Below are 18,762 nucleotides of genomic sequence, written 5' to 3'. Positions count from 1 at the left end.
CATTCTTTTAAGCAAGTGTGTTCACACATTCAACAAACTGGTGTCCACGTTCACTATAACCTTTAAACATATCAAAACTTGCACATGCAGGTGACAATAGCACCACATCATTGGCTTGTGTATTTTGTTGGCATAATTCCACCGCTTCTTTTAACGATTCTGCATGAAGCAATGTCGTTGTTCCTGCAATCGCTTTTTCAATCACTACACGATCTTCACCAATCAGTACCGCAACTTTTGCATATTTAGTTAAGGCATCGCGTAAGGCTGTAAAATCCTGCCCTTTACCTTGGCCGCCTAAAATAATCGCTACTTTGCCTTGGTTAGGTTCAATGGCAGCGCCCAGACCGTCAATTGCAGCTAAGGTCGCGCCAATATTGGTGCCTTTGGAGTCATTATAATAACGCACCCCATTCAGCTCTTTGACAAATTCACAGCGGTGCTCCAGACCTTTAAAGGTTTTTAAGGTGTTCAGCATCGACTCAAGCGGCAAACCCATCGCCTCGCCCAACGCCAAGCATGCCAGAGCATTGGCTACATTGTGAGTACCCTGAATGTACATATCGGAACTTTTTAGTAAACGCTCGCGACCACGTGCTAACCAGATTGTGCCGTCATCTTCTTTTAAGATGCCATATTGATTCATGTCTGGAGCATTTAAACCAAAGCTTTGCATCGGAGTTACATCTGGAACCAATGGACGCGTCAGTGAGTCATCGCGGTTATAGACTACTTTTTTCACTCCTTGAAAGATGCGATGTTTTGCGGTGTGATAGCCCATCATGTCACCATGACGGTCTAAGTGATCTTCACTCAAATTAAGGACGACTGCGACTTCTGCATCTAGATTAGATGTGGTTTCCAACTGAAAACTGGAAAGTTCCAAGATATACAGTTCAGGATTATCTTTGGTTAAATCCAGTGCCGGACGTCCCAGGTTGCCACCGACTGCCACCTTGATTCCCGCATCTTTCGCCAGTAAGCCAATCAATGTTGTAACGGTACTTTTTGCGTTTGAACCGGTGATTGCCATAATTGGCTTATCTGTGGCACGGCGTAAAATCTGGATTTCACTCACCACAGGAATACCCTTGGTAACCGCTGCCTGAATTTCAGGGGTTTTTGGATCAAGCCCCGGACTAATCACAATTTCTTCGGCTTGCAATAACAGCTCCTGATCGAGCTGACCAAAACTGGTTTGAACCTCGCCTGGAATTTGATCGTGTCCCGGAGGCGTCTTTCGAGAATCTGTTACTGCAACGCGGTAGCCATTTTCATGTAAGAAATTTACTGCTGCAACACCTGAAATTCCGAGCCCTGCAACGACTTTTAATCCACCACGTTGAATTAACATTTTTACCCCATATCTTGGTATGTTTTAAAACTGACAAAATGTTAGCACTTTGCTCTTTTGAATGCTTTTTCTGTTTTGACTTTATGCGTCTTTTTTTGTGTCCGCGCGTAAAAAAACCGTCATAAAAGACGGTTTTTTTGAATTGGGCGAAAATTAAAAAATTACTTCCATTTTACCGCTTGGACTTCCGGTCTTTTCTGAGTGTCTTCCGTTGCAGAACATCCACAGCCTCCGCTACAACCTAAAAGCATGGCAGGTTTTAACCACTTGGCCAGAGTGGACCACCCTTGCTTATCACAAAAACTGGACAACTTCATGAAGACTGAGTTTGCCGTCTGAGGAAACACTTTCTTGAAGACCACAATTGCACTCCAAATCACCAATGCCGCAACAATCACAACTTCAATCATCTCAATCTCCTGTACAGATTATTTTTAAGTCAACTTAGCCCGATTCACTTAACCCAAATAGTACGATGCAATTTGATAGGTCAGGAACGACATCAAATAAGCCAGACCAAATAAATAAGCGGTCATAAAGCTCACGGTTTTCCATGAACCTGTTTCACGTTTCACCGTTGCCAAGGTTGCCAGACAATGCGGTGCATAAATAAACCAGACCAAAAGCGATAAACCGGTTGCTAGCGACCAGCCAAGGCTGCCATCACTGCTAATAATAGATGCCAAACCTTGCGATATTGCATCATCATTGGCTGCAGACAAAGCATAAACTGTGCCCAATGCAGCCACCACCACTTCACGTGCCGCCATGGCAGGAATTAAGGCAATACAGATCTGCCAGTTAAAGCCCAGCGGGGCAAAAATCGGTTGCATCACGTGTCCGAGCATACCTGCGAGCGAATAATCAATTGCAGGTAAAGTCGCGCCTGCTGGAGGCTGCGGAAAAGTACACAAGAACCAAAGCAAAATAGATAACGCAAAGATGATGCCACCAACACGTTTCAAGAAAATTTTGGCGCGGTCCAGCAAACCAATCCAAATACTTTTAACGTCAGGAAAACGATAGCTCGGCAATTCCATCAGCAACATATGTTGTGATTTATCTTTTTGAAAAAACTTTAATATGAAAGAAACAATCAGTGCGCTGACAATCCCCGCCATGTATAAAGCAAACAACACCAGACCTTGCAGGTTGAACACACCCCAAACCATATATTCCGGAATAAAGGCGGCAATGAGTAACGCATATACCGGTAAACGAGCGGAACAGGTCATTAGCGGTGCAACAAAGATCGTAGTTAAACGATCGCGTGGGTCGCTAATACTGCGGGTCGCCATAATCCCCGGAACTGCACAGGCAAAACTGGATAACAGCGGAATAAAGGCACGACCACTTAAGCCGGCTTTAAACATCAATTTATCCAGCAAAAACGCAGCACGCGGTAAATAACCTGATTCTTCTAGGACTAGAATGAAAAAGAACAGAATCAAAATTTGTGGCAGGAACACTACCACCCCACCCGCACCAGCGATAATACCATCCACCACCAAACTGTTCAGTAGTGGATGTGAAATATGCTGTCCAACGAATTCACCGAACCAGCCAAAGAAGGCTTCAATCCCGTCCATAAACGGTGCAGCCCAAGCAAATACCGCCTGGAAAACCACAAACATCATCAGGGCAAGACTGACCAAACCGAAGACTGGATGTAAAAATATTTTATCGAGGAAGTCGGAGCGTTTATCTTCCTGATCGACTGAATGCACCACATCATGCAAAATCGTGCTGATTTTCTGATGATTGTCGCCAGTTAAGCCACTGAGTTCAGTATGTGGGATCGAATATTTACCTTGATCGAGCGCATTCATCAGGTTTTCAATACCTGAATTACGCACCGCAACCGTTTCCACCACCGGAATACCTAAACGTTCCGCCAATTTTTGCGTATTGATTTGCATGCCACGGCGACGTGCTTCATCCATCATGTTCAGTACAAGCAGAATCGGACGACCCAACGCGATCATTTCCAAAACTAAACCTAAATGCAGTTTCAGATTGGTGGCATCAACCACACACAAGAATGCATCTTGCTGCCCTTCTTCGGCAATTTTTCCTTGTACCACATCGCGGGTAATTGCTTCATCCGGACTAGTCGCATCCAAGCTATAAGTTCCAGGTAAATCCAGAACACGAACCGGTTTACCAGATGGTAAAGTAAACTGCCCGACCTTACGTTCAACTGTGACACCGGCATAATTGGCAACCTTTTGCCGGGTACCGGTCAAATGGTTAAATAATGATGTTTTACCGCAGTTCGGGTTACCTACCAAGGCAATACGCAGCGCATCACTCATGCAGGTGCTCCCTCAAGATTAATTTCAATTTTTTCAGCTTCAACTTTACGCAGTGCGAATCGGGTAAATCCAACTTGAATCAAAATCGGATCACCACCAAAAATACCTTTGGTAATCACCTGTACTTTTGTGCCCGGAACAAAACCTAGAGTTTCTAAACGGCTTGCGACCAAATCGTTTTGAGAAATATTGCCATCTAAAGTTCTGTTGACTTTGCTGATGATGGCCGTTTGTTGCACTTTTAAATCAGATAAACGCACCGCATCTAATCCTAAAATATTTTGAACAGTATACAAACAAATGAGAATAATTACCAAGTAAGGTTTGATTCCAATTCTCATCTGTCTGCTCAGATCGACATTGGCAAGGAATTGTTCTAAATTGACCGAAGCCAAGAAAAACTTGGATTTTTCATTCAATGTAGAAGTGTCATGCTTAATAAAAAACCTCGTATTCCTGCTCCGGTGAGCATTCCTGAACATTTAAGTTTTTTACAGGGTTTCCGAGATTATTTAATTGCACAAACCGTCAGTCCGCATACTCGCAATGCCTATCTGTCTGATTTAGTTCAATGTAGTGAATGCAATTCGAATTCAATGCCGGATTGGAACAGTGATGACATTTCTGATGTTCTACTGGCGTTAACCAAACAAGGCAAAAGTCCGCGCTCGATTGCCCGATCACTTTCTGCATTGCGTTCTTTTTATAAGTTTTTACGTGAACAAAAACTTCGCTCCGACAATCCTGTGGCAACCCATAAAACGCCTAAAATTGGCCGTTCACTCCCTAAAGATATTTCCGAACAAGAAGTGGAAGCCTTAATTCATGCTCCGGATATTGAAACGGCTTTGGGTTTACGTGACCGTGCCATGCTTGAAGTGCTTTATGCTTGTGGGTTACGGGTAACTGAATTACTTAATTTGCGCCTTGAACTGATTAATTTAAAACAGGGCTATTTACGTATTGTCGGCAAAGGCAATAAAGAACGCTTGGTGCCTTTAGGACAAATGGCCTGTGAATGGATTGAGAAATATCTGAATGAAGCACGTCCCAGTTTATATAAATCTGCCACCGACTATGTTTTTTTAACCCAGCACGGCGGCATTATGAGCCGACAAAATTTTTGGTATGCAATCAAACGCTATGCGCTACAAGCAGGCATACAAGCCGAACTTTCTCCGCATACTTTAAGGCATGCCTTTGCCACCCATTTACTCAATCATGGCGCAGACTTACGTGTCGTTCAGATGTTATTGGGGCATAGTGATTTATCTACCACGCAAATTTACACTCATGTTGCCCAAGTTCGAATGCAGCAACTCCATGCTACTCATCACCCGCGTGCTTAGCCTGATCTTCATTGATCATCTAAGACCAAGAAGTGTTAACGAGCCTGGCTTTTTTTTTGTTATGCTAGACCACCAATTTTTATCTATAGCTAAAAGAAAGGGTTATTTATGTCATTTACCCGCTCAAAATTTTTTATTGCATCCACCTTGGCAAGCAGTCTGGCAATCACTGCTTGTTCCAACTCAAATAACGATGAAAAAAAGCAAGGTACTTTAACTGCGAGTGCACCCGCAACCGGACAGGCATCGAATATTTCCGAGCGCAATGCACAGCAGCGTTTGATTAACACCCTGCAACAGCACTTTAAAAAAGCCAATATCAATGCCAAAGTGCTGGATATTAAAGCCACTGAAGTACCGAATCTGTATTGGGTCAACCTTGAAGGCATGTCATCTGTTTATGCAACCGCAGATGGGAAATACATTATTCAGGGCGACGTGCTTCGTTTGGGCGACAGCAAAATTCACAATGTCAGTGAAAACCTGCAATCCGCAGCCAACAAAAAGCTTCTGGCTGGCTTAAAAACTGAAGATCTTCTAGTTTATAAGGCGCAAGGTAAAACTAAACATATTGTGTATGTGTTTACCGATGCCAGCTGCCCGTATTGCCATAAACTGCATGAACACATGAGCGAAATCAATGCCAAAGGCATTGAAGTACGTTATATCGCATGGCCACGTGGCGAACAGTTCATGCCAGCCATGGAAAGCGTGTGGTGCAGTGAAGATCGTCAGGCTGCCTTTAATCAAGCAATTGCCGGTGCGCCTCTTGCTCCTGCAACATGTAAAAACCCAGTCCGGGCGCAATACCAATTGGGTCTGAATATGGGCGTAAATGGTACGCCGGCAATTTACAATGAAGATGGAGTTTATTTAGGCGGATATCTTTCTCCTAGCGAATTGGTAGAACGTTTAAATAACTAATTTTTATTCGTTAAATTACTGTTTTTTATAGTTGAAGATAAAATTATTTCTTTCCTAGAGTCTCATGCTTTTTTTAGCTATGATCTAGGTTCGCTTAAAATTGATTAGATATTGGAGTGTGACGTGAAACCAGTTCGTCTGGCAATCCTCGGTCTTGGTACTGTAGGTGGTGGTGCCCTTAAACTTTTAAAAGAAAACGCTGCTGAGATTAGACGTCGCACCGGGCGAGAAATTGAAATTACCCATGTCGGTACACGTCGTCCGCGTCCTGATTTGGATCTTCCAGAATCTGTAAAACACAGTGCTGATCTGCTCGATATCGTGCGTCAGCCTGATGTCGATGTCGTGGTTGAAGTCATGGGCGGTATCCACCCTGCCTATGAAGTCATTATGGAAGCCATGAAACATGGCAAGCATATTGTGACTGCTAACAAAGCCTTATTGGCTGAACACGGCAATGAGCTATTTAAAGCGGCCGAAGACAATGCTGTGCAGATTGCCTATGAAGCAGCAGTTGCCGGCGGCATTCCAATTATAAAAGTGATTCGTGAAGGTCTGGCAGCCAATAAAATTGACTGGTTGGCAGGTATTATTAATGGTACAGGCAACTTCATTTTAAGTGAAATGCGTGAGAAAGGCCGTGCTTTTGAAGATGTGCTGAAAGAAGCGCAGGAACTGGGTTATGCCGAAGCAGATCCTACCTTTGACGTTGAAGGGATTGATGCTGCGCATAAACTGACCATTCTGGCTTCATGTGCATTTGGTATCCCCTTGCAGTTTGATAAAGTCTTTACTGAAGGGATTGGCAAAGTCACGGCACAAGATGTGAAGTATGCAGAAGATTTGGGTTTCCGTATTAAACACCTAGGTATTGCACGCCGTACCGATGCAGGTATTGAGTTACGTGTACATCCGACTTTAATTCCAGATGACCAACTGATTGCCAATGTTAACGGCGTGAAAAATGCTGTTCTGGTCCAAGCCAATGCAGTCGGTCCAACCCTTTATTATGGTGCTGGCGCAGGTGCAGGTCCAACCGCTTCTGCGGTCGTTGCTGATGTAGTCGATATTGTCCGTGATATCATTTATACCGAAGATGGTGCCGGAACCATTCCGCAATTGGCCTTTGAAGCTTTAACGGATTTACCAATTTTAACGCGTGAACAAATGACCACGGGTTACTACATTCGTATCAATGCCGAAGACCAAATGGGCGTCCTTGCAGATGTAACGACGATTTTAAGTCGTGCCGGAATCAGTATTGATGCCATCATGCAGCAGCCACGCTTAAAAGACCTGATTCCGATCGTGATTTTAACCGATCCTATCGTTGAATCAAAAATGGATGAAGCGTTGCAACGAATTCAAGCATTGCCTTTCATTCATGGCGAAATTGTACGAATTCGTTTAGAATCGCTTGATAATTAATCGGGTTGAGGGGAGTATTACCCCTTGCCAAGCTCTACACACAATTGGAACATCATCATGTCGAATGCCAATCGTTATACTGGTTTAGTTGACCGTTATCGCGACCGTTTACCAGTATCTGCAACCACTCGTGCAATTTCTTTAGGTGAAGGTAATACCCCACTGATTAAGCTTGAGAATATTCCACGCATTATTGGTAAAGACGTTGAAATCTATGTGAAGTACGAAGGCTTAAACCCGACGGGTTCATTTAAGGACCGTGGTATGACCATGGCGGTGACCAAAGCGGTTGAAGAAGGCTCTAAAGCGATTATTTGTGCCTCTACCGGTAACACCTCAGCTGCCGCTGCCGCTTATGCTGCACGCGCAGGCATCAAAGCATTTGTTTTAATCCCGGAAGGCAAAATTGCCATGGGTAAAATGGCACAGGCAATGATGTACGGTGCAATCACCATGCAAATTCGCGGAAACTTCGATGACGGTATGCGTCTGGTGAAAGAAGTAGCAGATCAAGCCCCAGTTACCATTGTGAACTCAATCAACCCTTACCGTTTGCAGGGTCAAAAAACCATTGCTTATGAAATTGTTGAAGCTTTAGGTCGTGCACCTGATTATCACTGCTTGCCAGTAGGTAACGCGGGTAACATTACTGCACACTGGATGGGTTATACCGAAGCGGTTGCGAATCAGCCTGCCGATCAGTTTGAGCAAGTCATTTACGACACTGAAACAGATGCTTTCACCGGCCCTAAACCTGCTGGCCTTCCAATCATGGCCGGTTATCAAGCGGCTGGCGCTGCCCCGTTCTTACGTGGCGGTCCTGTGGTTAACCCTGAAACTGTAGCAACTGCGATTCGTATTGGTAACCCGCAAAGCTGGAATCATGCTAAAGCAGTGGTACGTGATTCAAATGGCTGGTTTGATGAACTGACTGATACCGAGATTCTTGAAGCCCAGCGTCTACTTTCAATGTACGAAGGCGTGTTCGTAGAACCTGCTTCTGCAGCATCTATCGGTGGTGCCATCCGTGACATTAAAGCCGGAAAAATTAAAGAAGGTTCAGTGATTGTTTGTACTGTTACAGGTAATGGCTTAAAAGACCCGGATACTGCCATCAAACAATGTTCTGATGCAGTAATGCTATCTATCGATGCAACCATGAATGAAGTAAAAGATTCAATTCTTTCAAATATGTAATTCGTTCTTGTCATTAAAAAAGCCCTGCAATCGCAGGGCTTTTTTAGTTTAGAAGCATTCAAACGTTGAGTAAAATTGAATACTTCCCAGAATCAATATTAAATCCGTTTTGGAAGCTGACTGACCCAGCTCATTAAGCGCGTCGCATCATTGGTTCGTGCAGCAGAAGTATCTGCGCCTAAGAGCACCACCACTGCTGGACGATTGTTTAAGGTGGTATGCATGACGACACAACGTCCTGCTTCATTGATATAACCGGTTTTTGAAATATTGATATTCCAGCCGCCGTTACGTACCAAAGCATTGGTATTGTTTGATTTCAACACTCGGTAGCCCAAATTAAAATCATAACTTGGGGTGGTTGAGAATTGACGAATTAGACCGTATTGGGATGCTGTATTGACTAAAATCCCTAAATCACGCGCAGAAGCCACATTGCCTGGATGCAAACCGGTTGACTCTAAATAATGAGTTGAATTCATACCCAAGGCTTTGGCTTTCGCATTCATTGCAGAGATAAAGGTTGCACGACCACCCGGGAAAGTGCGTGCCAATGCAGAAGCAGCAGGATTCTCAGACTTCATCAACGCAAATAAAAGTGCTTCCGCACGATTCATAGTATCGCCAGCGCGTAAAGTTGAACTTGAACTCTTACAGCCTGAACATGAAAAGTCCGCTTGAGTTAAGGTGATTTTTTCCGACATATTTAAACGTGCATCGGCAATCACTACTGCTGTCATCAGCTTGGTAATCGATGCAATCGGAAAAGCAGTATTACTATTCTTACTATATAAAACCTCACCAGTCTGACCGTCCATGACTAAAGCAGCACGGGCATTGACTGAAGGTTGATTGCTATAACCTGAATTATCTAAAATTTGTACAGTTTTAGGCGCAGAATAACTGACTACACCATTAGAACTACGCACCGAAGTAGTAATTTTAGTTGAACCTTGTGGCGTTGGTTCCTCGCTCAATGCCGAACCATCGCCATTGAGTAATTGTTTGGCATCTTCAGAAGACCAATTTAAAGCAGCTTGACCTGTGCCTCCAGAAGCATTCATGACCAGTTCTGCAAAACTGGTTGAACTCATGCTCAGTAAGATAGACATACCTAGCACATGCATTAAAGACTTGTTCGAATTTTTCACGATGTTTTACTCAACTCATGGAGGCAAGATACATTTGTGTATTACCTCAAATATGCCTTACATTTAGACACAAAGGTGAACATTTTTTTAGCTCACGACATTGTGTATAACATTTCACTTAAAGATTAATAATAGGATTGCTAATTTTGTCATTTCATTGCAAGCTTATTTTGCTTTATGTAACAAAAAACATGCTTTTTTTATATGAGGGGAGAAATAGGTGATCACAGTTTTAGTAGTAGATGATCATGAATTGGTACGCACCGGGATTTGCCGAATGCTCGAAGACCATGCGGATGTGCAAGTAATTGGTCAGGCTGAATCTGGAGAAGAAGCGATTACCTTAGTCCGTCACCATCATCCTAATGTGGTTTTACTCGATGTCAATATGCCGGGCATTGGTGGGGTGGAAACTACTCGTCGTTTGTTGCAAACCGCACCTGAAACCAAAGTCGTTGCTGTTAGCGGCCTGGCTGAAGAGCCTTATCCATCCCTGTTGCTCAAAGCAGGCGCAAAAGGTTATATCACCAAGGGCGCACCTGTGACCGAAATGGTTCGTGCCATAAATAAAGTCATGCAAGGGGGCAAATATTTTAGTGCAGATATTGCCGAGCAACTGGCCAGTTCCTACCTTTCAGATACCCAGCAATCGCCATTTGATGCGCTGTCTGAACGTGAAATGCAGGTCGCGATGATGGTGGTAAATTGTATTAGTGCCCAAGAAATTGCCGATAAACTTTTTGTCAGTGTCAAAACTGTGAATACCTATCGTTATCGTATTTTTGAAAAATTGAATTTGGATAGTGATGTAAAACTGACTCATTTGGCCATTCGTTATGGGTTGATTAAACCTTAATACTTTTAATATAGCTTCTAGAAGACATGCATGACGCAGAGCACCTCAAATTTTGAGTTTAACCAGTATCATCTAGGCATCTGGTATGGCGCTTATAGACTGATTATTGCGACTTGTCTTCTCCTGATTTTTTCACTCACCAATCAGTATTTAAATACAGAATACCGCTATCCACAGCTCTATCTATACGCTCTCATCTGCTTTGTGGCGATAGGCTGTATGCAACTGCTGAGCCTAAAAAAAATACGCGCCAGAATTCCCCAACAACTGACGCTGTTATTTGCGGTCGATGTCATTGTTTTAAGCTTACTTACTTTAGCAATGGACGGTCCTAATCTTCATTTAAGTCTGCTATTTGTGATTACCATCTTTGCAGCTTCTTTGTTACTCGATGCAAAAAAGGCCTTAATCACAACTCTTTTCGCCGTAATTAGTGTGATTTATCAAATATTTTTAGGCAGTATTTTTGATTTTTCTTCACTCAACAATATCAGTAATAGCGCTTTGTTGGCCTTTCTGTTTTTTGTGGTTTATGGCAGTGCTCAAATTGCGGTACGACGTTTCCAATTACTGGAAAATTTAAATTTTTCGCAATCCTTGGAGCTCAATCGACTGCAAAATTTGAACCGTTATATTCTGGAACAGATTGAACTCGGCTATCTAGTTTTAGATGAAAACTGTCATATCGTGCTGAGCAATCCTGCGGCTTGTCTGCTTTTGGGTATTCCTCCACTCTATGCTTATGACAAATATCCCTTATACAAAATACAACCTGATTTATTTGAACTCATTAAGTTTGACCAGCTGCAAGATGGTGAAAGATTTCAATTCGAGTCACAGCTGAGCCGCTATCATATGCATATTGAAGTGCAGAAATTAATGGTTCCCCATCAGACCCTTACCCTATTGATGCTGCAAGATGCGGGTAAAATTAATCAAAGGGTACAACAATTAAAACTGGCAGCTTTAGGACAATTGTCTGCCAGTATAGCCCATGAAATTCGCAACCCTTTAGCTGCTATTGTTCAAGCCAACGAATTGTTGCCAGATAGTGATCCAGACCAACAAAACCTATTAAGTCAGATGATTGCAAAACAAGCACAGCGTATTGACCGTATTGTGCAAGACACCTTGAACATGGTGCGAAATAGAGAAACGTATCCTGTACAGATTCAGCTGAATCAATTTATTCCCCAAATGATCCAGGAAGATTTATCTGATATCATCAACCAGATTCGATGCACTATAACAAATAAAATTTCGATTACTTTTGATGAAGCACAATTTCGCCAAGTTCTGATTAACCTGATCCGTAATGCAATTCGGCATAATTCACCTGAGCATTCACATATTGAATTAAATATTTATTCACATGGAACCAATGTCCGAATTGAAGTTCGAGATTTTGGCTCAGGTGTGGCTTCTCAAGATTTGACCTACCTATTTCAACCTTTTTTTAGTACCGAAATCACGGGAACTGGTTTAGGATTATACTTATCACATAGTTTTTGTGAGGCGAACCAAGCAAAACTAGACTATGTAGAACAAAAACAAGGGGCATGCTTTCGAATAGAATGCCTGGATGGTGCTTTAAATTAATAGTGTTGGGGTATGATTTTGGAACGACAACCAATTGTTTTATTAGTAGATGATGAGGAAGATTTGTGTACTTTAATGCAAATGTCTTTATCACGTATGGGCATCAAGACCCATATCGCATATCGTCTTGAACAGGCAAAAAAACTCTTATCTGACAATAGTTATGATGCCTGTCTAACCGATTTGAATTTACCGGATGGTAATGGGCTCCAATTGGTAGAATGGATTAGCCAGCATCTTCCAGCACTTCCTGTGGCTGTGCTCACTGCCTATGGCAATATGGAAATTGCAATTGCCGCATTAAAAGCCGGTGCTTTTGATTTTGTCAGCAAACCGATTAATCAGAAACACCTAGAACAACTTTTACAAAAAGCGTTGAACAAACCGGTCGAAAATTTTCAAGGTAAAGAAGATACGTTAGAACAAAAATTATTAATTGGCCAATCTCTGCCGATTCAGCAATTACGCGTTACCTTAAATAAAATTGCACGTTCTCAAGCGCCTGTATTTATTACCGGTGAATCTGGAACCGGAAAAGAAGTGATTGCCAATCTGGTGCATCGACTTAGTAATCGCAATGAAGGCCCTTTTATTGCAATTAACTGTGGTGCTATTCCAACTGAACTGATGGAAAGTGAGCTGTTTGGGCATAAGAAAGGCAGCTTTACCGGTGCAACTCAAGACAAACAAGGTCTGATTCAATCTGCACATGGGGGTAGTCTATTTTTAGATGAAATTGCTGAATTACCTTTAACCATGCAGGTCAAACTGCTTCGTGCAGTACAGGAAAAACGGATTCGTCCCGTCGGTTCAGATGCTGAAATTGATGTGGATTTCCGTGTCATTAGTGCCAGCCATCAGGATTTGGAAGCATTGGTACAACAAGGCAGATTTCGACAAGATTTATTCTTCCGTATTCATGTGATGGATCTGGTGCTTCCGCCACTACGTGAACGAGGTGATGATATTATTTTATTGGCGCATCATTTTATTCAAAAAATTAGCCAAGAATGGGGTATTCCTGCAAAACAACTGACTGAACGCGCGAAAAACTTTTTGCTGAGCCAGTATTATCCGGGCAATGTTCGAGAGCTGCGTAATATTATGGAACGCGCCATTACCCTCAGTGATGAGGATAAAATTGATTTACCTCATTTACAAAGTGCACCGCTACGTTATCCAACAGCCGCACCTTCAGATCATCAGCAAGAAGCTAGCCCTGCTTTTCGTAGTGAAATCTTAGTCTCTGCTAAAAAGTTACCCGATGAAGGTTTAGAACTTTATCTGGAAAATATTGAGAAAGATATTTTACTCAATGCGCTAAACTTAACCCATTGGAACAGAACACTGGCAGCCAAAAAACTGGGGATGTCTTTCCGCTCTTTACGTTACCGCTTAAAGAAATTTGGCCTGGATACCGATGATGAGTAAAGGGTTATTTACGGTTTAGAATGATTTCTGCAACATGTTCAAGATAATTTTCTTCTTTCATCTCATGTTGCAGCAGGTATTGTTGATTCGGCTGAATCCCGACACCTTCAATCATCTGCCCTTTCGGAGTGTAATAATGCGATACCGTCATCTGTAAGGCGGCACCGTTGGAAAGTGGAAAAAGTTTTTGTACCACGCCTTTGCCATAGCTCTTCTCACCGACGACCCAGGCACGGCCATGGTCTTTCATTGCGGCAGTAAAGACTTCAGCGGCTGAGGCAGAACGGTTATTGATTAAAATGCCCAGCTTTAAATTTTGAAATTCCAAACTCGGTAAAGCTTGAAATTGCTGATCCCCTTCAGAACGGCTTTTGGTAGAAACAATCACCCCTTGATTCAAAAACAAGTCAGCAGATTCAACCGCAGCAGACAATAATCCGCCTGGATTATTTCTTAAATCAAGCAACACTGCTTTAAGACGCGAGGAAGAGTGCTCTTCAATCAAGCGTTTAATTTCATTGGCAGTATCTTGTTGGAAAACTTTGACTTTGATCACTAAAACCTGATTTTGCAGGATATTGGCTTGGATATCGGTTTCTATTTTCTTATTACGCACCAAACTCATTGGAGCGCTATTCGGTGCCAGTTGCAAGGTTAAGGTCGAACCAATCGAACCATTCAGCAGACTATTGACCTGATCATGGTTGAGTTTTTTCAGTTCTTGATCATCAATCTTAAATACCGTTACGCCATTGCGTAAACCTTGCTTGGTAGAATCGGCATTGTCCTTTAAACCTTGAATGACCCATTGATGTAACTGCTGATCATAGATCAGTTCAAAATCGACAGAGGCAATATCGCCTTCGGTATATTGTAGTAGCTGCTTATAATCTTCAGGACTCAAGTAGCGGGAATAACGGTCTAGGCCACTAACCAGGCCTTTAATCGCCTGCTGAAATAATGCATCATCATTTTTAGCATCAACATAATTTTCTTTGACAATGCTATAAATCTGAACAAATTGCTGAATCGATTCCACTGGAATTTCAGCATAATTCTGTTCTACTTCCTCATCAAAATCCAAAACAGGCTGATCTTTCACTGCAGCAAGTGCAGAATGGCTCACACAGATGAATAACGTTGTTAAAGCGACAACCATCTTCCAGCGTTGTAAAACCATCCTTCCACCTGTTTATCGGGTTAATTTTATGATTTTAAAGTAATCAAATTACGACCTTTCATTTCTTCAGGTACAGGAATTTGCATGAGGCTCAACAAGGTTGGTGCAACATCTGCAAGTACACCGCCTTCCGCAATAGTCGCTGAAGTGGGTCCCACATAAATGAAGGGAACCAGTTCAGTGGTATGTTGAGTATGTACCTGACCACTGTGATAGTCCTGCATTTGCTCGACATTACCATGGTCAGCGGTAATCAGCATATGGCCTTTTTGTGCCATTACTGCTTCATATACCCGACCTAAACAGGTATCCACTGCTTCAACCGCTTTCACGGCGGCATCAAAGACACCGGTATGGCCCACCATATCACCATTGGCAAAGTTCACCACCAACAAGTCATATTCACCCGAGTTAATTGCAGCAACCAGTTCATCGGTCACTTCATAAGCACTCATTTCAGGCTTAAGATCATAAGTTGCAATATTTGGTGATGGAATCAGGATACGTTTTTCACCCGGATATTCATCTTCACGGCCACCACTGAAGAAGAAAGTCACGTGCGCATATTTTTCAGTTTCCGCAATACGCAGTTGGGTTTTACCCAAATTCGACAAGTATTCGCCAATCGAGTTTTTCAACGCTTCCGGCATATAGGCCACAGGTGCATCAATGGTCGCTTGATAACGGGTGAGCATCACAAATTTAGACAGGTTTGGAACCACTTTACGTTCAAAACCGGTAAACTCTTTTTCGACAAAGGCTTTGGTAATTTCACGTGCACGATCGGCACGGAAATTCATAAATACAACGCTGTCGCCATCCTGGATTTTAGCCAGCTCGCCAATACGCGTAGCTTTCACAAATTCATCCGACTCATTTGCCGCATAGGCTTGTTCCAGACCTTCAACTGCTGTTGCTGCGGTACGTGCGGCTTCCCCTTCAGTCAATAGACGGTAGGCTTGTTCAACACGATCCCAACGATTGTCACGGTCCATGGCAAAGTAACGACCAATCATGCTCGCAATACGACCTTGACCCGGATACTGGGCAAAAACCGCATCTAATTTTTCTAAAGACGGTTGCGCGCTTTTCGGTGGCGTATCACGCCCATCCAGGAAAGCATGCAGATACACTTTCGCCCCACCTTTCAATGCCAATTCACACATGGCAACAATATGGTCTTCATGCGCATGCACGCCACCTTGTGACAGCAAGCCCAAGATATGTACTGCGCCATTTGCAGCTTTGGCTTTCTCTACCGCATCAATCAAAACGTCATGCTCAAAAAAAGCACCAGTACGAATGTCCTTGGTAATGCGGGTGAAATCCTGATACAGCACACGACCTGCACCCAGGTTCATATGACCCACTTCAGAGTTGCCCATTTGACCATCCGGCAGACCGACATCTTCGCCCGAACCAGAAATCAAACCATGGGGATGCTTTTGTTGCATAGCAGTTAAATTAGGTCGTTTTGCTGCCAGGAAAGCATTGTCTTCGACCGCTTCGCGATGACCCACACCATCCATAATTACCAATACGTGAGGGATTTTGCCAGCAGTTGCATCCGTCATAATGAACACTCTTTTGTTTACAATTTCATCAGTATATCTTACCGAATTTTCGGTCAAGACTCTATGTGCAGATCAGGACTAAAGCTGATCATGCACCTTGTTTTATCATTCTCTATTCAACAGTTAACGTGCACGGCGCAGTAAATAACCGCCCACCAGCATCATCAGCACAATTGGTACAAATACGAACCATGCCGGTGAAGGTGAATACACCAAACTTGCATAGCCCAAGAAGTCTTGCAGATAGAAGAATCCTAAGCCAATAAACAAGGCAATCACCAAACGGAAACCCATCGACTGTTGACGTAAGGGACCAAAAATAAAGGAACAGGCAATCAGTACCAAGGCAATTAAAGCAAATGGCGAACCGACTTTTTGCCAAAATGCCAGCTTATAGGTTTTCGGCACCTGGCTGTATTCATGCATGTAGCTCATAAAACTTATTAATTGGCTAGGTGATAAATCTTCGGGGTCAATAGTGACCATATGCACGTATTTTGGCTGTAGGGCTAAAGCCAGAGGAAGCTGATCAGTTTTGACCAAGGTTGAATTACCTTGCGGCAAAATATCCATTTGTGAAGCAGTCTTTAGATTCCAATCACCATCTTTAACGAACTGACCTTGTTCTGCATTTAGAACCCCTTTCAAGTGATAACTGTCATCAAAGTCTACGACTTGAACATGTTTCAGTTGCCCTTGTGCATTGGCATAATCAATATAAATAAAACGCTGACCTTCGCGGGTCCAATAACCGCTGACTTCACCCAGTGAACTTACACTCCGGTGATCTTTCACGCTTTTGGCTTGCTCATTGGTATAAGGAATTACCCATTCACTCAGGACAAAGGATAAAACCACCAGAATTAGAGCCGAACGAATCACCCAGCCTACAATACGCCATAGACTCACTCCCACCGAACGCATCACCACCAGTTCGCTATTAGACGCTAAAGCCCCTAAACCGAGAACAGCACCAATTAAGGCAGAAATAGGTAAAATTTCATATAAATAGCGGGGTGCACCCCATAACACATAGAGAAATGCCTGCCAGGCACCATAGTTTTCATTCAGTGAACCCAATTCACCCAAATAGGTAAACAGCACTTGTAAAACAGAAAGCACTGCTGTGGCCCCCAGCATGGCCAATGCCGTGGTTTTGGTCACATGTTTGGCAATTATTCGACGTGCTAACATTTTTAAGACCTCGCCTGCTGAATTCGTTTCTTGATTTTAGGGGCGAGCTTTTGTTTTCTGGAGAACAATGCTCCAGCAATGCCATACACGACCAAGACCAAAGGATATGCCCAGATTCCTAACTCATCTTTACTGACACGTGTTTTCAATGCCATGAGTGCCACAATCAAACTGGCGAAAATCAGCAAGGCGGGGAATAGTTTTAAATAACGTCCTTGACGGGGAGTCACTTCTGAAAGTGCGATCGCCAGGATCAAAGCCACAAGTACTGAAAATGGCACGAAGATCCGCCAGCCCAATTCACTCGCCACAACCGGATCGGTACGGTTGTTCCAGAGCTTGCCAATCGGCAATGCTTCCACTTCTGCACTTTCAAATTTGGCTTCAGCATCACTTTCTAAACGTAAACGATAGGACTGAAACTCTGCTTGGGTATATTTTGGTTTTCCCGGAAAAATTTCGTAACGGCGGCCTTCAGATAAATCGACAATACTGGCCGTTTCATTGGCCACTTCTACACGAGTGGCTTCTTTTGCCAGAATCATGACATCCGGTTTACCTGGTTTTTCCGCGCGTTGATAGAAAAACACATCTTTAAGATTACGCCGGTCTTCTGACAAATCTCCAGCATAAATGGTATAGGGACCGGAGGAAATAAACTCTTTGGGACGCACCAAATCGAAACCGGTTCTGACCGCCTGATTGGTGGTCAACTCTTCAAACTGACGCAGCCCCCAAGGAGACATCCAGACCATCAAGACAGTTTGAACAGCCAGAAATACCACGGTCAGCGGAATCAGTAACCTTCCCAACTGATGGCGACTGACGCCACTGCCGTTCATTACCGCCATTTCATGGTCGACATACAAACGGCCAAATACCAGCATCAAACCGATAAAAAAGCCCAGTGGAAGAATCAGGGTTAAAAATTCCGGTAGCCGATAACCAATAATACTGAACAAAATACTGACATCTAAACGACCTTGTGCCGCAATGCCAAAGTACTTGATCAGTCGACCACCCATCATGATCAAGGTAAGCAAGGCAATCACAACCAAGGATGTAGACACCACTTGCTTGACCAGATAACGCCGAATAATCAAATTAATTCTTCCAAAAAAGAGGCTAATAAAAACTAGCGCTAGTTTACCCGAATGTTGAAAATATAAAACCTATACTGTTGTTGCGCATTGAAACTCTATTCATAGAA

The 18,762-nt window shown here is 43.1% G+C and carries 16 protein-coding genes; 7 read left to right on the top strand and 9 right to left on the bottom strand.

The window, feature by feature from the left end; all coding sequences use genetic code 11:
* Nucleotides 1-7: 7 nt before the first annotated feature.
* The 4 genes from murD to AC3CAU_RS15875 all read right to left on the bottom strand — a co-directional run bounded on the left by murD (nt 8) and on the right by AC3CAU_RS15875 (nt 3,929).
* On the bottom strand, nt 8-1,354 hold the full coding sequence (gene murD, locus AC3CAU_RS15890; RefSeq protein ID WP_447053911.1) for a UDP-N-acetylmuramoyl-L-alanine--D-glutamate ligase: 1,347 nt from the start codon (nt 1,352-1,354) through the stop codon (nt 8-10).
* A gap of 161 nt (nt 1,355-1,515) precedes the next feature.
* Complete coding sequence (locus AC3CAU_RS15885) at nt 1,516-1,764, bottom strand: DUF6587 family protein (RefSeq protein WP_131216066.1); 249 nt, start codon at nt 1,762-1,764, stop codon at nt 1,516-1,518.
* A 48-nt stretch (nt 1,765-1,812) separates the two neighbouring features.
* Nucleotides 1,813-3,669 (bottom strand): ferrous iron transporter B, encoded by a 1,857-nt coding sequence (gene feoB / locus AC3CAU_RS15880; protein ID WP_447053910.1) that lies wholly within the window; start codon nt 3,667-3,669, stop codon nt 1,813-1,815.
* The gene (locus tag AC3CAU_RS15875; protein WP_131216113.1) at nt 3,666-3,929 is read right to left on the bottom strand and encodes a FeoA family protein; all 264 of its coding nucleotides are present in this window, start codon (nt 3,927-3,929) and stop codon (nt 3,666-3,668) included. The genes feoB and AC3CAU_RS15875 overlap by 4 nt, the downstream gene beginning before the upstream one ends.
* Before the next feature lie 171 nt (nt 3,930-4,100).
* On the opposite strand from AC3CAU_RS15875, the gene xerD reads away from it, so the two are divergent.
* The 4 genes from xerD to thrC all read left to right on the top strand — a co-directional run bounded on the left by xerD (nt 4,101) and on the right by thrC (nt 8,567).
* On the top strand, nt 4,101-5,018 hold the full coding sequence (xerD, locus tag AC3CAU_RS15870) for a site-specific tyrosine recombinase XerD (protein WP_447053909.1): 918 nt from the start codon (nt 4,101-4,103) through the stop codon (nt 5,016-5,018).
* Between the two features lie 108 nt (nt 5,019-5,126).
* A complete protein-coding gene (locus AC3CAU_RS15865; protein ID WP_131216069.1) occupies nt 5,127-5,942 on the top strand; it encodes a DsbC family protein in 816 nt (271 codons plus the stop codon).
* Between the two features lie 123 nt (nt 5,943-6,065).
* Entirely contained in the window at nt 6,066-7,370 is a 1,305-nt protein-coding gene (locus tag AC3CAU_RS15860) for a homoserine dehydrogenase (protein WP_131216070.1), read from the top strand.
* Between the two features lie 57 nt (nt 7,371-7,427).
* Nucleotides 7,428-8,567 (top strand): threonine synthase, encoded by a 1,140-nt coding sequence (gene thrC / locus AC3CAU_RS15855; RefSeq protein ID WP_447053908.1) that lies wholly within the window; start codon nt 7,428-7,430, stop codon nt 8,565-8,567.
* 98 nt (nt 8,568-8,665) lie between these two features.
* Here the strand turns inward: thrC and pbpG are convergent, their stop codons facing one another.
* Nucleotides 8,666-9,718, bottom strand: coding sequence for a D-alanyl-D-alanine endopeptidase PBP7/8 (gene pbpG / locus AC3CAU_RS15850; protein WP_131216072.1), 1,053 nt, complete (start codon nt 9,716-9,718; stop codon nt 8,666-8,668).
* A gap of 220 nt (nt 9,719-9,938) precedes the next feature.
* On the opposite strand from pbpG, the gene gacA reads away from it, so the two are divergent.
* The 3 genes from gacA to AC3CAU_RS15835 are packed head-to-tail and all read left to right on the top strand — an operon-like array spanning nt 9,939 to nt 13,604.
* Nucleotides 9,939-10,574: a response regulator transcription factor GacA gene (gene gacA / locus AC3CAU_RS15845; protein ID WP_067722434.1), complete on the top strand. Its 636-nt coding sequence runs from the start codon at nt 9,939-9,941 to the stop codon at nt 10,572-10,574.
* 30 nt (nt 10,575-10,604) lie between these two features.
* Entirely contained in the window at nt 10,605-12,173 is a 1,569-nt protein-coding gene (locus AC3CAU_RS15840; RefSeq protein WP_447053907.1) for a sensor histidine kinase, read from the top strand.
* Between the two features lie 15 nt (nt 12,174-12,188).
* Nucleotides 12,189-13,604 carry a sigma-54-dependent transcriptional regulator gene (locus AC3CAU_RS15835; protein WP_447054357.1) on the top strand — a complete coding sequence of 472 codons (1,416 nt, stop codon included), beginning with the start codon at nt 12,189-12,191 and terminating at the stop codon, nt 13,602-13,604.
* Between the two features lie 4 nt (nt 13,605-13,608).
* Here AC3CAU_RS15835 and AC3CAU_RS15830 read toward each other — a convergent pair whose 3' ends face one another.
* The 4 genes from AC3CAU_RS15830 to lptF form a co-directional block, all read right to left on the bottom strand.
* The gene (locus tag AC3CAU_RS15830) at nt 13,609-14,784 is read right to left on the bottom strand and encodes a S41 family peptidase (RefSeq protein ID WP_447053906.1); all 1,176 of its coding nucleotides are present in this window, start codon (nt 14,782-14,784) and stop codon (nt 13,609-13,611) included.
* Nucleotides 14,785-14,810: 26 nt separating this feature from the next.
* Nucleotides 14,811-16,358 carry a 2,3-bisphosphoglycerate-independent phosphoglycerate mutase gene (gpmI, locus tag AC3CAU_RS15825; RefSeq protein WP_131216076.1) on the bottom strand — a complete coding sequence of 516 codons (1,548 nt, stop codon included), beginning with the start codon at nt 16,356-16,358 and terminating at the stop codon, nt 14,811-14,813.
* Nucleotides 16,359-16,481: 123 nt separating this feature from the next.
* Nucleotides 16,482-17,552 carry an LPS export ABC transporter permease LptG gene (lptG, locus tag AC3CAU_RS15820; RefSeq protein ID WP_131216077.1) on the bottom strand — a complete coding sequence of 357 codons (1,071 nt, stop codon included), beginning with the start codon at nt 17,550-17,552 and terminating at the stop codon, nt 16,482-16,484.
* A 2-nt stretch (nt 17,553-17,554) separates the two neighbouring features.
* Entirely contained in the window at nt 17,555-18,655 is a 1,101-nt protein-coding gene (lptF, locus tag AC3CAU_RS15815; RefSeq protein WP_131216078.1) for an LPS export ABC transporter permease LptF, read from the bottom strand.
* Nucleotides 18,656-18,762: the final 107 nt, after the last annotated feature.

Source organism: Acinetobacter sp. GG23 (assembly GCF_057766365.1).
The sequence above is the reverse complement of the archived record's forward strand: the minus strand, read 5'-3'. Positions and strand labels throughout refer to the sequence as shown.